This is a genomic window from Psychrobacillus glaciei (assembly GCF_008973485.1).
Lineage (GTDB): Bacteria > Bacillota > Bacilli > Bacillales_A > Planococcaceae > Psychrobacillus > Psychrobacillus glaciei.
In genome coordinates this window covers 1,278,071-1,292,715 of record NZ_CP031223.1, presented here as the reverse complement: position 1 = coordinate 1,292,715, position 14,645 = coordinate 1,278,071, and the positions used below count along the sequence as shown (strand labels likewise).

Below are 14,645 nucleotides of genomic sequence, written 5' to 3'. Positions count from 1 at the left end.
GCACATGAAATTCACTTATTCAAACGTTACTAGAACGTCTCCTTCGTTCACAAAATCTCCTTCTTTTGCAAGAATCGTAGCTATCTTACCAGCCACTTCTACTTCCATAGGAATCTCCATTTTCATTGATTCTAACACCATTACTATTTGACCAACGGATACCTCTTCTCCCACTGCTACATTTACCGTAAATACTGTACCCGCCATTGTTGATTCTAAATTTTTCATTTTGAAACTTCCTCCCTTTGTTGTTGCATCCATTCCCCTAAAACGGATGTTGAATAAATGCCACTTTTAAAACTTTCTGCATCTAAAAATTGGTGAAACAAGTCAATATTTGTTTTCACACCTTCTATTTTAGCAGAAGAGAATACTTTTTGCGCTTTCTCTATTGCCATATCCCTATTTTCTGCATGAATTATTACTTTAGAAATCATCGGATCATAAAAAGGGGTTACTTTGTTTCCTTCTTCATATCCTGCTTCTACTCGAATACCACCTTCATCTCCCCAATATTGGCGAATAATTGTTCCTGGTGAAGGAAAGAATGTCTTTGGATCCTCTGCATATATTCTAAATTCAAAGGCATGTCCATTGGAAGAAATAGAATCCTGATCTTTTACAGGGAGCTGTTCTCCTGCCGCTACTTTTAACTGCCATTCTACTAAGTCGAATCCTGTAATCGCTTCTGTTACTGGATGTTCTACTTGGAGTCTCGTATTCATTTCTAGAAAATAAAATTGATGATTTTGATCCACTATAAATTCTACTGTACCCGCATTAACATAATCTACTGCTTTTGCCGCTTTAACTGCCGCTTCAAACAATTTTATACGAGCTTCTTGTGGAAAGTTTGGTGATGGCGATTCTTCCAGTACTTTTTGATTTCTTCGTTGAACTGAGCAATTACGTTCGAATAGATGCACAACATTTCCATCGTTATCACCAAAAATTTGCACTTCAATATGACGGGATGCATCAATGAATTTTTCTAAAAATACTACATCATTTCCGAAGTAAGATTTCGCTCGTGTTTTAATCGATTCAAAGTTTTTTTCTAAAGTCTCCTCATCGTCACAACGAATCATCCCAATTCCACCGCCACCTGCGCTTGCTTTTAACATGATGGGGTAACCAATTTTAGATGCAGCCTCTTTTGCAGCCTCAATAGATGTTAAGCCTTCTTCCGTTCCAGGAACGACAGGTACTCCTGCTTCTATCATCGTTAATCGAGATGCAATCTTATCTCCCATTTTTTCAATTGTTTCTGGTTTTGGCCCTATAAATGTGATTCCTGCTGCTTCCGCTTTTCGAGCAAAATCTGCATTTTCCGAGAGAAATCCATATCCCGGATGAATTGCATCGACTTTCTCTTTTACTGCAAGTTCAATAATATCATCTACTTTTAAATACGATTGTAACACCGGATTAGGACCTATTAAAAAAGCAAAGTCTGCTTCTTTCACATATGGCAATTCTGCGTCGGCTTCCGAGTATATGGCTACGGTTTCAATGTTCATCTTTTTACACGTCTTAATAATACGTCTAGCAATTTCTCCCCTGTTAGCGATTAATACTTTTTTCATTATCCATACCTCCTAAGTAAAAAAAACGTGTTCCCACCCCTATTAGTCTATACGAATTATGAAAGCGATTTCAACTAAATAGCAAATTTTTTTGTTCAAAAAAAAAAGCCTCTACTATTAGAGACCTCATTTAAACCTTATTCTATATGTGTTATTCCTTGTTTTACCCAATTTACTAATTGTTCATAATCTCTTTTTAACAAATTGTAGGCATTAGCAATTTCATCATATGACTGTCTCATTTCATCATAACTTTCCATAGCCAACTGTAGATGGTTTTGTAAAGTAGAAGAGTCAGGAACTTCTTTCGCAACTGTAGGTTTTACAGACGTTTTTCTTTGCAGGACAATTGGTCGTAGGTTTTTGTTCCACCTAAAAGCGCAAGCTTGTTTGGAGCGACCTAACAAAATGCTTGCTTCTTCAAATCCAGAAATTTGCGTATGACCCTGCTCTATTTTCTTTAAAACTAACTCTTTTAAAAGATTGTCTTCTTCCACGGACCAGCTATCTTTTCTAATTTTAACATTCATGTTTATCACCCTTTGCTTTTTTACTAATATATGCAAAGTGGGTACAAATAGACTCTAGATTTTATTTCTTTTTCTCTAAAAATAAATCAACTGCCTCGTGATGAATTTCTTGCTCCCAAAGAACCGCACATGTTGCTACTTCTTCCATCACACGTTCATATAATTTCGTTTGCTCCCATTTTCGAATCACTTGGGTTTTATAGGCTTGTAAAACAGAGGAATGAGGAACAATCATTTTACGAGTAAACTTATTTAATGCTGCTAGTTTATCTCCCTCAAAAAGTTCAGTTGCCCATCCAATCGATAATAATTGGTCCGCAGAATAGGGCTCAGCTTCTGTAAGCATTCGAAGAGCATAATCATGTTTCATTCCCTTTTCAAACAAATACGTTCCTCCACCCCACCCTGAAGTAATTGCTAATTTACCTTGAATAAATCCGCATTTTGCTTCTTTTTTTACTAGACGATAATCACATAATGTAGCTATTTCACAACCTCCACCAACAGCAGTACCGTTAATTAGCGCCATCGTCGGAATCGATAAAGTAGCTACTTCATAGAGAATTTTAGCTATTTCACTTAACATACCAAACGATTCTTTTTCCGTTTTCAATTGATGAAAGACAGTTAAATCTCCTCCGGAGCAAAATGACTTGTCTCCTGCTCCTGTAATTACAGCCAGTTTAATTGTTTTATTTGTTTTTACGCTATGTATGAATTGCTTAAATCCTTCTATTACTTCTTTATTAATGGCATTGTGAATGGTAGGTCTATTTATTTCAAAAATAAGTATTTCGCCTTTTATTTCGATTGAATAAGCCACCGTAAGCACATCCTCTTTGAAAAATATAAATAGAGAAAAAGACTACCGAAGAGCCATGGTCTCTTTGGTAGTCTTTTAAGGAACAAATACTGAATTATTTGCTCACTACTTCTTTCCCTTTGTATTGACCGCATGATTTACAAATTCGGTGAGCCAATTTCATTTCACCACAATTTGGACAAGCAACCATACCAGGTACGGATAATTTAAAATGTGTACGACGTTTTCTTTTTACAGTTTTAGAAGTTCTTCTAGCTGGTACTGCCATTGTTGGCACCTCCTTACAGATCTATTATTCGTCTGTTTGATCAAAATACTTAGCTAATTGAGCTAGTCTTGGATCCAATTTTGGTTGATCATTTTCTTGCAAATCATTTAAATCTTCATCTGTTGTATATGACCAGCCGTTTCCACCTTCGTGTTTAAATTGGTCTGCACCTTCTTTATACACTTGCAAAGGAATTTCTAGTAGGATTAACTCTTCTAGAACTGGATCTACTTGAATGACATCACCTTCTACTATATGGAAGTTATCATAGTCGAAAGCAGATGCATTTTCAGACCAGCTGAAAATTTCATCAGAATGAATTTCAAATGGGTATTCTACATCTTCCCAAGTGCGAGCACAAGGCAAAATGAGCGTCCCTGAAAGCTGAAAATGACAAGTCATTTGCGCTGCACCAAACGTGCAGTGCCCTTCTACATGAACGGGTGAAATACTTCGAACGTCTGGGTTCCGTTCCTTCACATTTTGGAGAGTCACGAATTCATCTAACGTCATCCCGTTATCACGATATTTAGCTAATTGATGAATTGCCCATTTCATACGATTATCACCTCAAGACAACAAAATTTATTATATAATGACTGGTTTTAGATGTCAAGATAATTTCTTGTCACTACTTTATTTTAACATTATAATTGGATTAAGGAAAGGATTTGATCGATGATGAAAGCTACAGGAATTGTTGTGGAATACAACCCTTTTCATAACGGCCATTTACATCACTTAAATCAATCACGTATAAAGACAAACAGCGACATAATTATTGCAGTAATGTCTGGAAATTTCTTGCAACGTGGAGAACCCGCACTTGTTGATAAATGGACGCGTGCAAAAATGGCTATTTCTGCTGGAGTGGACTTAGTAATTGAATTACCCTATGCATTTGCAACAGCTCAGGCAAGTGATTTTGCAAAAGGTGCCATCTTTTTATTGGATGCGTTGAAATGTGAAGCTTTTTGTTTTGGTAGCGAAGAGGGCTCTTTAGAAGCTTTTCATCATACCTATCACTTATTATCGACCAAAAAGGAAGAGTATAATACAGCGATTTCAAATTTCATGAAGCAAGGCATTAGCTATCCAAAAGCATTAAACGAATCATATAAAGTTGTCTCAGAAGATTCCTCCTTGCCTTTAGTCGATTTGTCAAAGCCAAATAATATTTTGGGCTATCATTATATTGAGGCAGCGTATCGGTTACATGCATCCATAAGGTCCGAAACAATCCACCGAGTTGTTGCAAACTATCATGATGAAGCGAAACCTTCCGAAACCATAGCAAGCGCTACAGGAATACGAAAAGTATTATTTGGTGAACTGGATCTCTCTGCCATTCAAAATTTTTTACCGATTACAAGCTTAGATGAATTAAGTAGGTGGAAATCTACTTTCCAATCTTTCGGAAGTTGGGAACGATTTTGGCCGATTCTCCGTTTGATTATTTTACGTCATTCAAAAGAGCGGTTAGCTACTTTCGCAGAAGTGACGGAAGGAATGGAAAACGCCATTTGGAATGCCGCTGTTAAGAAAGATACATTCCAGACGTTTATGGAGCAAATAAAATCTAAGCGCTTCACCTGGACTAGGATTCAACGCATGTTGACGCATATCTACAATGATTTTACTTGGGAACAATTAAAGTCATTCGATTTACCAACTTATATACGTCCATTAGCGATGAGTAAAAATGGACAGGCATACTTACAATCCATCAAAAAAGATTTGCCACTACCTCTTGTAAGTAGAGTAGCTGCATATAAAGACAACGATATGCTTGCGCTTGATGTAAAAACCGCGAACTTATATTATTTAGGATTGCAATCTACTTATGCACAAAAAATGATTGGAAGTGATTATAGAATCACCCCAATCATTCATTAACTATTTCTTTGGTTTTAATTTTTCTAAATAGGCAAGGGCATCATCCACTGTTTTAACAGGCACAATTTTCATTTTTGTGCCTATTTTTTTTGCAGATTTTAACGCTTCCTCATAGTTAGATGTCAGACCCGGATTATTTGCTAAAATGGCAGGATCAATTTCGTCATCTGGAGCAAACATAATTTCAATTCCTTTGCGATCTGCAGCAATTACTTTTAAATCGATACCACCGATCCGTCCAATTGTTCCATCTGGTTTCATTTCTCCCGTTCCAGCAATATTATATCCTTTTGAAATATCTTCTGGTGAGAGCTGATTTAAAATTTCTAGTGTAAACATAAGACCTGCAGAAGGCCCTCCAATATCTTCCGAATTCATATGAACAGCTGGAGTAGTTTCCACCTTTTTATCTTCCGTATACGAAACCCCTATACCAGGTTTATCTAGAACGCCAGGTACCGTTTTTAGTGTCACTTCTTTTTTTAGCGTCTCTTTGTTTCTTTCAACTGTCAATTGGATTTTGTCGCCTTCTCCTTTACCGTTTAAATAAGTTTTTAGTTTTTCCTCGGTTATATCAGATATATTATCCAATCCAATTATTTTATCGCCGGGTTCTAAAATACCATCTGCTGCACTATTCTTTAGAACGTTAAAAATAAATATCCCATTATTTATGATGTGATACGGCTTATTCGCACGATTATATGCTACAGATATAGCATTAAATTGAGAATCAGACATAAGCTTTAATTGACGAATATTATATTCTTTTTCACCTTCGTCAGGATTACGAATTTGCTCAGCTTTATAAATTTTCCTATTGTCCGCTACTTTTGCATACAGATAAGTTAATGGCGTCGCTTTTGATAAGGAGATTGTTAGAAGACTCATCATTCCTTTATCATTTTTATCTCCACCTTCTACTTGAACAAACGGTGATAGTTCATATGCTCCACCAGGTTTGGATATATAAGACTCCATTGGATAAAAGGCTAGGGATGCAACTATCGCTAAAATTAAAACAAAAATTATCGGTTTTTTATTGAACATAATTTATTTATCCCTTCCTTTCGTTTTTTAATACTAATAAGTTTATCACTTCCATTTTTTTCTGACAAAATAAATATAAAATAAAATGATATCCTCCCATTTTTCATAAAAATTTGTGACGAACTTTTGCCAAGAGGAGCAACAATTTACTTCAAACGGATGATGGCTAGATGCAAGACAATAACTGAATAGGAAAGCAGAATTTTCTATTCAGCACAAAAGGATGAATTCAATTGCACAAAATAATAACGCTTAGTAGTTGGGTCCTTATTACTCTTCTGTTTTTGCAACCTGGTGTTGCGCATAAAGGAGCAATTGAAGGAATGCGGATATTCACGACAGCTTTACTCCCTTATTTACTTCCATATCTGGTGATCACGCAGATGTTTATACGATCTCAAAATACTTTTTTAAAAACTCAAAATAAGTTCAAACTATATATAAATATTTTTCTTTTGAGTGCTATAGGAGGGTTTCCCAGCGGGGCAGCCATCATTTCTTCACTTAAGGAAATGGGGACTTTAAATAATCGCAATGCGAGTTGGTTATTGGCAATTTGCCACGCACCAAGCCCAATGTTTGTTATTGGATTCGTAGGTATTAATATTTTTCAGGCAGAGATTTCGGGTTTGAAGTTGTTAATCATTATTCATGTAGTAAATTTTTTATTCTTATTAGTATTCATCATATTATCTCCCGCTATTCAAATGAATGTTGAAACAACTAAACTATCATCCTCACCATTTCAAGAAAGCATTAAAGAAACCTCGCAAATATTGCTGCTCATTGGGACGACTGTGGTATTCTTTACCACCGTGAGTATCATTGTATTTGAATCGATAAAGGAGATACTTCCTTCCATCTCACCACTTTTGTTAGTATTTGTTGCTTCATTCTTTGAAATGACTGGAGGAATTAGTCTCGCAGGAGAAATATTATCTGGGAAAGCTATGCTTCCTGTAATTGTTGCACTAATCATTGCTTTTAGTGGGATAAGTATCCATATGCAAATAATCGTTTTAGCACAAAAAGCAGGAATTTCTATTCGGAAATATTTACTTTTCCGCATTCTTCACGTAATCCTTATCCCAACAATTTTCTACTTTGTAGCATGAATATTACATTAACGTTACGGGTGCCAGGCACCCGTAACATTCTCTTAACATTCGTGTAGTGAAAATATTTAGAGGAGTTAAATAAGGAAAAAATAAACCTTGCAAAGTTTGCAAGGTTAGTTAGTGTTATATTTGGTTTTAAGCGCCGCTTCGACTTGAGGTGGTACAAGTTCTCCAATGTATCCGCCATATTTTGCAACTTCTTTTACTATACTAGAACTTAAAAACGAATATTGGTTTTTAGTCATGATAAAGAAAGTTTCGATTTCATCATTCAACACCCGGTTCATCGAAGTTATTTGCATTTCATATTCAAAGTCGGATACTGCTCTTAGCCCTCTAATTATAGCGCTTGCATTTACGTTTTCTGCATAGTCCATTAATAATCCTGAAAATGTCTCTACTCTTACATTTGGAAGATGTGCAGTTGCATCTTCAATAAGTTTTACTCGTTCTTCAACGGAGAATAAAGGGTTTTTAGAGGAGTTATTTAACACCACAACATTTACTTGTTCAAAAATTGATGCTCCTCGTGTAATAATGTCTAAATGTCCATTTGTAATCGGATCAAAACTCCCTGGTACGACTGCAATTTTAACCAACTTAATTCCCCTCTTCTATTCGTTTACGATAAATTGAAATAATAGTACTTCCATAAGTTTCTCGTTTAACGAGCGTAAAAGTTCCTATATCATTTTCTAAGTCAACCGTTTTATCATGCTCGCAAACAATTATCCCCGTATCATTCATACATCCGGTTTCTACAATTTTTTTAGCTAAATCGTAAAATAACGTTTTGCTATAAGGAGGATCTACGAATAACAAATCAATGGAAAGCTCCCTTTTTTCAAATGCTTTTATTGCTCTTGAAGCATCGATTTTGTATAGTTCACTCGATTCTTCCAATCGGCACTTCTTTATATTTTCTTTAATCGTTTGCAGTGCTTTTTGGTCTTTTTCTATAAAAACGCAAGTATCGATTCCTCGACTCATCGCTTCAATCCCTAAACTCCCACTTCCAGCAAATAAATCTACAGCAATACCTCCATCGAAATATGGGCCAATCATATTAAAAATAGACTCTTTTACTTTATCCGTTGTGGGTCTCGTATTTGTTCCTGGTACTGCTTTTAATGGTAATCCTTTTCTTGATCCTGATATTACTCTCATCTTGTTTCTCCTAGCTATCAAATTTACCTTGGCGTATGTACGTCCAGATTTTACTTAAATTATTGCGTTCAACTCACCACTTAAGGAATGCTGAACTAAATTAAAATAGCGCAGATTGTGTAATCGTAATTCGTTTATCCTGCTTTTTAATGTCAACTAAAAACAATCGAATCATCCATGCTTCTTCAATATAATAAACCGACCCTATTTTTTCAAAAGGTTCTGACATTGCATCAAATCTTTTTTCGTTTAATACATAAAAAGGTTCATGAATTGGAAACCGAAAAGCTCTTGAGGTCTTTTGAACGTAAAGCCCTTTATTTGTATCTTTTAGTGTGTAACCTAATACTGCGAGAAGTGGCTCAGCAGCATAAAGTACCTTACCATCTTTAAACAATACTTTCATATTTTCTTGTTGTAATTCATTTATATAAACCGTTCGAGAGTCTTCAAATAATAACGGGAAATTTTCCGAACTAAACTGCATATTAAAAGTAAAATAGGAAGTCTTTAGACCAATTGTATTTGACAATAATTTATCTAGTTTTTCCGCATTCAATCTTTTATTACTTTGTAGTTTGGATTTCCAGTCAGCAAGTTGATCTGTTGTAAAATAATTATTCATTGTTTCATACATCCACTTAGCCTTCCCTGATCCAATTGGGCGGTTCATTAAATAACTACTAATAACTTCTGCTAATAATAAATTAGAAGGATCTATTCCATATTTTAACTGAACATTTTTCACAATTAACTCTTGTTGTAAAGAAGCAATGTCTTCGCTATCAATAAAGGAAATTCGAGATGCATTCAAATGATTAGTATTTTTCTCAAAAAGAACGGATACATGTTCACTATTTGGTAATCGCAATTCTTTTAGCTGATTCATAAGTTCTTTAGATATTTCTTTCTCTGAATAAAGTGTGACATAATTATCTTCAAACACGATAGGCAGCACTTTTTTTTGCCAATATAAATCGGTAATATTTCCAGATCCGTAGGAGAGGGAGTAATCAATTAAATCTAATGATTCAATTCCAATAATAGGCAAGCCACTAACCCACATTCCGCCTCTTTTTAACTCATCCGTAACATGAAGTGTTGTATAAGATACCTGTCCTTTTTCAAGTTTAACAAGGAAGTTAGACAAAGTTGTTTTATCTTGAAATCCATCTACTAAAGGAATTTCATAAGAAATACTTTGCTTAGAGGATTCCCCCTTTTTAAAAGCAGTCAAATCTTCTGATAAACGATTACAGCTTTCGCTTATACTTAAATCACAACTTCTATTTTCACTTGAAATTGGCCATAAAATGGTCGTTTGTTCGTTTGAAAGATTATTAAAATGTTGTTTTACAATGATTTTATTTTCTTTCATTTTCATTTCAATTTCTTGTTCGTAATAAAAAGATGTTCCATTCTCTTCCAAGCTCGAGGAATAAACGTGATACTGAAATAGTAAAAGAACACTATTCGTAACAACGAGTAACATGGATAAAAAACCAATAACAAATTTCATAGAATTGTCCTCCAACAAAGTGGTAAGATGGATTGGAAAGGAAGTGTTTTCAATGATTCAACGTTTTATTGAGCTTGGTGAGGGTTATGGAGATATATTTGAGCTTTGTGAACTTGCTCGAGTAAACAAAAATCGAATACATCGGGCTTTTATCTTTTCTTCTAAAAAACAAGAGAAAGAATATTATTCAATAGCAATTGCCCTTAACCCAATAAATAAAGCTAATTTTTTTCCGATTTATATTTGCCTCGAAGGAATACCTAAAATTACTCCAGTTCCACAAAGGCTTTCTACCTTTCATGAAACTCTAAAAGAGTTAAAAATAGTGCCTGTTCAAATGGATATTAAACATTCAGCTAATTTTGTTGATAAGGGATTATTCTATCAGTATGTCATCGGAATACTACGTTTAAATCATTTTATACCGCCGTTACAATAGAATAAGCTATAAACCGATTTTATAATCGTATTCTTTCGCTTTATCCGGCTTACTATTTTCAAATTCAGTTTTTAAAAATGGACGATAAGATTCCAAAATTTCTTTTACAAAAGGAAGTTTATTCATTTTTTGCTTAGCATTTTCAATCTGATCCTGATCGCAATATAATACAACATATTTAAGTCTTTTCGAAATATAATGGACATGCCCATATTTCCGTAAAGATTTTGCTTGTTTTAAATGATGCACATAGACAACTAAACCTTGTCTTTCTGTCATACGATTCCCCTCATTTCTTCCTATCAAGGATAACATATGCATGAAATTGATAGCAACAACAACTAGCTGACAGTTGAGAAGCTTTTCGATATAATAAAAACTACCTTTCAATTTAAAAGGAGGATTAAAATGGAATGGGCAAAAAAACAAATGTAGCGATAGCAATTGCAGCAGCAGCTGGGGCTGCTTGGGCTAGTACAAAAGCACTTTCAAAACCTCTAAGTCGTACAGCAAAAGAAGCGCTTGAATATGAACATCCCATAATACTAGCGCATCGCGGAGGATCGGCACTCGCACCTGAATGCTCTCCTGCCGCATTTGAGGGTGCTGCAAAACTCGGTGTTCATGGATTTGAAATAGATTTAAGACTAACAAAAGATGAGGAAATTATTGTTTTTCACGACGAATATATGAGCAGAGTCACAAACTTTTCTGGAAGAGTAGCTGACTACACATTAGATGAGCTGAAGAAGGCAGATTTAGGCTATCATTTTTTAGATTTAAACGGAGAATACTCCTATCGAGATGGCGGAGAGCAAATAATGACATTAGGAGAACTTTTAGACAGGTATCCTCAAATGCTTATTAATATGGATATTAAAGATGCTCCCCAAACATATGAAGGTAGTTTAATGCCTTCTAAACTTTGGAGATTGTTAGAAGTGAAGGAAGCATTCCAACGAGTTGTTGTAACTAGTTTTTATGATGATCAAATTGATCGTTTTAATTTATATGCTCAAAACACGGTAGCACTTGGAGCCGGTGAAAAAGAAGTACGTAAAGCATATACAGCATTTACGAGTCAGTTTAAACATCTATATCATCCAAAAGCGGATGTTTTCCAAATCCCTATTAAGTCTAATATGTTTCCTTTAGACAGTGCGAATTTCATTAAGTTTTTAACTTCTTTGAATATTCCTGTCCATTATTGGACAATTGATGACCCAAATGTGATGAGAAAACTTATTAAAAACGGCGCAAAGGGCATTATAACCGATCGTCCTGATCTAGCTATCGAAGCACTAAAACTAGACTAATAAACTTTGAGAAAAAAATATGTCTATCTGTAAGAAAAACGGAAGCGTCCTTTAAGTGCATCTTATTTTCACCTTTTTCATAGTGCTTTGGACGAAATCTAGGCTACACTGTTAACGTTAGAGCAAAGGATCGTGAAGTGACTGTGTCACTTCACGATCCTTTTTTTCCGGTAATCTTGTAGCGAATGTTTGTACGTCGCCCTCTCGGAATTTGTAGAGACATGATGCATTAGGGTTGGTTAATGAGAGATTAGATGCTTTCCTATTCTTTTAAAAGCGGACGAATATACAATTTCTTCCGCTCAGCACTTCTTTTTCAATAGATGCTATCCATTTTTCTCAAGAACCACTTACTTTAATCATCTACCCACTGATTCATGATTATTGTGGTCGTTTTTTGTAACGGGTATTAGTGCTGCGACCTCTTGAAACAGTTGCTGGTTTCTGGACAGTTATTTTAATAAGTTATACTATAAAGGATGTGTGCTTGTTAGCACACATCCTTTATAGTTATTATTATGCAGAACAGGAGCAAGAACCACCTGTACCGCATCCACTTCCGCAACTTGAACCGCTAGATGCAAAAAATGGATTACTTACTGGTACTTTTACTCCTTCTGAAACAGATTTACCGACTAACAAACTCACTTCATCTAGTAAGTCTTGTAATTCGTTTTCAGCAACTTTCAGTGTTGCAATTTCATCCACCATATCCAGTTTTCTTTTAGTTACGCGAATATCTTTCATAACTGTCGAATAATCAGGATGGTATTTTCCGAACCGTTGAACCTCTTCATATTGGTCTTTTAGTTTAGCGAAATGATTTATTTCACTAACTATGTTCGAATTTGTATATACAGCACGATGTGCATCTAAGTATCGATAAAATTGTTCAGAGGAAAGAATCATTTTACATAGTTTATCTGAGTGGTCCATTAAAATAGCCCATTCGTTGGTCATTATCATTTGACAATCCTCCAATCCTTTTTATCATAACAAAAAGTAAAACTAATTGCTAAACTATTATCTTATTGTTAGGAGAAAAAAAATGAATGAATTACAATCTTTGTTAAAACAAGTAACTGATAACGCAACAGACGTTGAAATAAGATTAGTCCAAGAATTTTTAGAAGGCATACAAAACAAACAAAAAAAGGATGCCCCTACCTACTTAAATGCCATATTTCATATGAATACACAATTTGAAGAGGATAGATGTGTTGTCACACTACCAGTAACCCCTCTTTCCTATAACAGCTTTGATATGCCGCACGGAGGAGTAATTGCTACCCTAACAGATAATGCAATGGGCTTCCTTGTTAATAAGGACTTAAGAGCAGATGGTAAAGGCGCTGTAACTACAACTATGACGATTCATTATGTCAAAGCTTCAACAGAAAAAACGCTGATAGCAACTGCATCATACTTACATAAAGGGCGTCAAACTTTAGTTATGGAATGTACAGTGACACAGCTGGATGGCAAAAAAATTGCTTATGCTACGGGATCATTTTTCGTTATAACTCCGCCAAACCCTTTGAAATAGTTTCGGACAACTTCATGATCAGAAAAAGGGACCACAAGATCATGAACAATCTGTTCTTGTTCATGTCCCTTTCCTGCTATTACTACTATATCCCCTTTTTTAGCACTACTTAAAGCCATAATAATTGCTTGTTTCCGATCTGTTTCAGTGATTACCTTTTCTGTATTTGCCCCTTTTAAAATATCGGCAATTATGTCAGTAGGATTCTCATTCCTTGGATTATCGTTCGTTATTATAGCTGTTGTTGCATATTTGGTAGCCACTTCCCCCATCCATTTTCTCTTCTGTTTATCTCTATTTCCACCACATCCAAAAACGACATATATATTTCGCTTGGCATAAGATGCCACTGCAGATAAACTTGCCTCTAATGCATCAGGTGTATGCGCATAATCAATCAGAACTTCAATTCCCTCATTATTGTGAATTCGTTCTAATCTTCCAATAGGAAGGTTTACCGTTTTTACTTCGTCCAGTGAAAAACCTAACGCTCCCATCACAGCTATTGCCGCTGCTAAATTCAATCCATTATAATAACCACTATTATTCATCTCTACTTGAAGTTCTTTTTCTTTTATTAGATATTTGTATCGTACCTTTTCCGTTGAGTAATCTACTTTTTGATAAACAACGTCATTTGTAAAATTTTCTCCAAAACGAATGATTGGCAAGCGAGTTTTATCAGCTATAGATCGGCACCATGCATCATCGTCATTAATAACAAGTTGTTTTGAAAGGGGGATAAGCATTTCTTTGGATTTTTTATAAGGAACCATTCCTCCGTGGAACTCAATATGATCTTTTCCTATATTAAGAAATACGCCTACATCTATTGGATAATTACCTAGACGTTGGTCTAATAGCCCTTGTGAAGAAGCCTCTAATACTATATATTCAACATTTTTTTCATAACAATACTTAACTACTTGCATGAAATCATAAAAAGGCAAAGTAGTATTATTCCGAAATAAGTTATTTAATTTTTCTCCGTTGACATATACACCTAGAGTTCCTATAACACAAACCAATTTATTTTGTTGCATTAGTAATTGTCCGATAAATGATGCGACCGTTGTTTTTCCATTCGTTCCGGTTATGCCAATCGTTTTTATTTGTTTTCCGTAAAGTTCATAAGAAACGGATGACAGCCGTCTTATAAAACGTTCCATATCAGTTGGTATTATTATTTGCGGGACGATACAATCAGGGACAAAGCACTTTGTTAAAATAGCCATTGCTCCTCTTTGAATCGCTTCCTCCATAAAGATTCGATTATTTGTCTGTGAGACAAATATATCCCCTTCTTCGATTTGTTTAGAATGATCAATCCATCTATTTATCGTTGCCCGTGACAAATCTCCTGCAATCTCACATTGCACTCCATTTA

The 14,645-nt window shown here is 35.1% G+C and carries 18 protein-coding genes; 5 read left to right on the top strand and 13 right to left on the bottom strand.

Annotation, left to right across the window (positions count from 1 at the left end; translation table 11 throughout):
- Window positions 1-15: 15 nt before the first annotated feature.
- From PB01_RS05745 to PB01_RS05720, 6 genes are all read right to left on the bottom strand, one after another.
- Window positions 16-228: an acyl-CoA carboxylase biotin carboxyl carrier protein subunit gene (locus tag PB01_RS05745; RefSeq protein WP_151699310.1), complete on the bottom strand. Its 213-nt coding sequence runs from the start codon at window positions 226-228 to the stop codon at window positions 16-18.
- Complete coding sequence (locus tag PB01_RS05740) at window positions 225-1,586, bottom strand: acetyl-CoA carboxylase biotin carboxylase subunit (RefSeq protein ID WP_151699309.1); 1,362 nt, start codon at window positions 1,584-1,586, stop codon at window positions 225-227. Before PB01_RS05740 ends, PB01_RS05745 begins: the two co-directional genes overlap by 4 nt.
- A 137-nt stretch (window positions 1,587-1,723) precedes the next feature.
- Window positions 1,724-2,116, bottom strand: coding sequence for a transcriptional regulator (locus tag PB01_RS05735; protein WP_151699308.1), 393 nt, complete (start codon window positions 2,114-2,116; stop codon window positions 1,724-1,726).
- Between the two features lie 61 nt (window positions 2,117-2,177).
- Window positions 2,178-2,939 (bottom strand): enoyl-CoA hydratase/isomerase family protein, encoded by a 762-nt coding sequence (locus PB01_RS05730; protein ID WP_151699307.1) that lies wholly within the window; start codon window positions 2,937-2,939, stop codon window positions 2,178-2,180.
- A 94-nt stretch (window positions 2,940-3,033) separates the two neighbouring features.
- Window positions 3,034-3,207 (bottom strand): 50S ribosomal protein L32, encoded by a 174-nt coding sequence (gene rpmF / locus PB01_RS05725; protein WP_053590111.1) that lies wholly within the window; start codon window positions 3,205-3,207, stop codon window positions 3,034-3,036.
- A 24-nt stretch (window positions 3,208-3,231) separates the two neighbouring features.
- Window positions 3,232-3,765 (bottom strand): YceD family protein, encoded by a 534-nt coding sequence (locus PB01_RS05720; RefSeq protein WP_151699306.1) that lies wholly within the window; start codon window positions 3,763-3,765, stop codon window positions 3,232-3,234.
- A gap of 123 nt (window positions 3,766-3,888) precedes the next feature.
- On the opposite strand from PB01_RS05720, the gene PB01_RS05715 reads away from it, so the two are divergent.
- Complete coding sequence (locus PB01_RS05715; protein WP_151701982.1) at window positions 3,889-5,103, top strand: nucleotidyltransferase; 1,215 nt, start codon at window positions 3,889-3,891, stop codon at window positions 5,101-5,103.
- Here the strand turns inward: PB01_RS05715 and PB01_RS05710 are convergent, their stop codons facing one another.
- Window positions 5,104-6,153: a SepM family pheromone-processing serine protease gene (locus tag PB01_RS05710; protein WP_151699305.1), complete on the bottom strand. Its 1,050-nt coding sequence runs from the start codon at window positions 6,151-6,153 to the stop codon at window positions 5,104-5,106.
- Between the two features lie 233 nt (window positions 6,154-6,386).
- Between PB01_RS05710 and PB01_RS05705 the strand changes: the two genes are divergently transcribed.
- On the top strand, window positions 6,387-7,268 hold the full coding sequence (locus PB01_RS05705; RefSeq protein ID WP_151699304.1) for a hypothetical protein: 882 nt from the start codon (window positions 6,387-6,389) through the stop codon (window positions 7,266-7,268).
- Between the two features lie 116 nt (window positions 7,269-7,384).
- On the opposite strand, the gene coaD is transcribed toward PB01_RS05705, so the two are convergent.
- The 3 genes from coaD to PB01_RS05690 all read right to left on the bottom strand — a co-directional run bounded on the left by coaD (window position 7,385) and on the right by PB01_RS05690 (window position 9,957).
- On the bottom strand, window positions 7,385-7,870 hold the full coding sequence (gene coaD, locus PB01_RS05700; RefSeq protein ID WP_151699303.1) for a pantetheine-phosphate adenylyltransferase: 486 nt from the start codon (window positions 7,868-7,870) through the stop codon (window positions 7,385-7,387).
- Window position 7,871: 1 nt separating this feature from the next.
- The gene (gene rsmD, locus PB01_RS05695; protein ID WP_151699302.1) at window positions 7,872-8,438 is read right to left on the bottom strand and encodes a 16S rRNA (guanine(966)-N(2))-methyltransferase RsmD; all 567 of its coding nucleotides are present in this window, start codon (window positions 8,436-8,438) and stop codon (window positions 7,872-7,874) included.
- Between the two features lie 100 nt (window positions 8,439-8,538).
- Window positions 8,539-9,957: a hypothetical protein gene (locus PB01_RS05690; RefSeq protein WP_151699301.1), complete on the bottom strand. Its 1,419-nt coding sequence runs from the start codon at window positions 9,955-9,957 to the stop codon at window positions 8,539-8,541.
- Window positions 9,958-10,009: 52 nt separating this feature from the next.
- On the opposite strand from PB01_RS05690, the gene PB01_RS05685 reads away from it, so the two are divergent.
- Complete coding sequence (locus PB01_RS05685) at window positions 10,010-10,396, top strand: DUF7147 family protein (protein ID WP_151699300.1); 387 nt, start codon at window positions 10,010-10,012, stop codon at window positions 10,394-10,396.
- Window positions 10,397-10,402: 6 nt separating this feature from the next.
- Here PB01_RS05685 and PB01_RS05680 read toward each other — a convergent pair whose 3' ends face one another.
- Window positions 10,403-10,675 carry a YlbG family protein gene (locus PB01_RS05680; RefSeq protein WP_151699299.1) on the bottom strand — a complete coding sequence of 91 codons (273 nt, stop codon included), beginning with the start codon at window positions 10,673-10,675 and terminating at the stop codon, window positions 10,403-10,405.
- Window positions 10,676-10,809: 134 nt separating this feature from the next.
- Between PB01_RS05680 and PB01_RS05675 the strand changes: the two genes are divergently transcribed.
- Window positions 10,810-11,712: a glycerophosphodiester phosphodiesterase family protein gene (locus tag PB01_RS05675; RefSeq protein ID WP_151699298.1), complete on the top strand. Its 903-nt coding sequence runs from the start codon at window positions 10,810-10,812 to the stop codon at window positions 11,710-11,712.
- A gap of 516 nt (window positions 11,713-12,228) precedes the next feature.
- Here the strand turns inward: PB01_RS05675 and PB01_RS05670 are convergent.
- The gene (locus PB01_RS05670; RefSeq protein ID WP_151699297.1) at window positions 12,229-12,678 is read right to left on the bottom strand and encodes a YlbF/YmcA family competence regulator; all 450 of its coding nucleotides are present in this window, start codon (window positions 12,676-12,678) and stop codon (window positions 12,229-12,231) included.
- A gap of 82 nt (window positions 12,679-12,760) precedes the next feature.
- On the opposite strand from PB01_RS05670, the gene PB01_RS05665 reads away from it, so the two are divergent.
- Window positions 12,761-13,258: a PaaI family thioesterase gene (locus PB01_RS05665; RefSeq protein ID WP_151699296.1), complete on the top strand. Its 498-nt coding sequence runs from the start codon at window positions 12,761-12,763 to the stop codon at window positions 13,256-13,258.
- On the opposite strand, the gene PB01_RS05660 is transcribed toward PB01_RS05665, so the two are convergent.
- Complete coding sequence (locus tag PB01_RS05660) at window positions 13,207-14,637, bottom strand: UDP-N-acetylmuramoyl-L-alanyl-D-glutamate--2,6-diaminopimelate ligase (protein ID WP_192797486.1); 1,431 nt, start codon at window positions 14,635-14,637, stop codon at window positions 13,207-13,209. The genes PB01_RS05665 and PB01_RS05660 overlap by 52 nt on opposite strands.
- Between the last annotated feature and the right edge of the window lie 8 nt (window positions 14,638-14,645).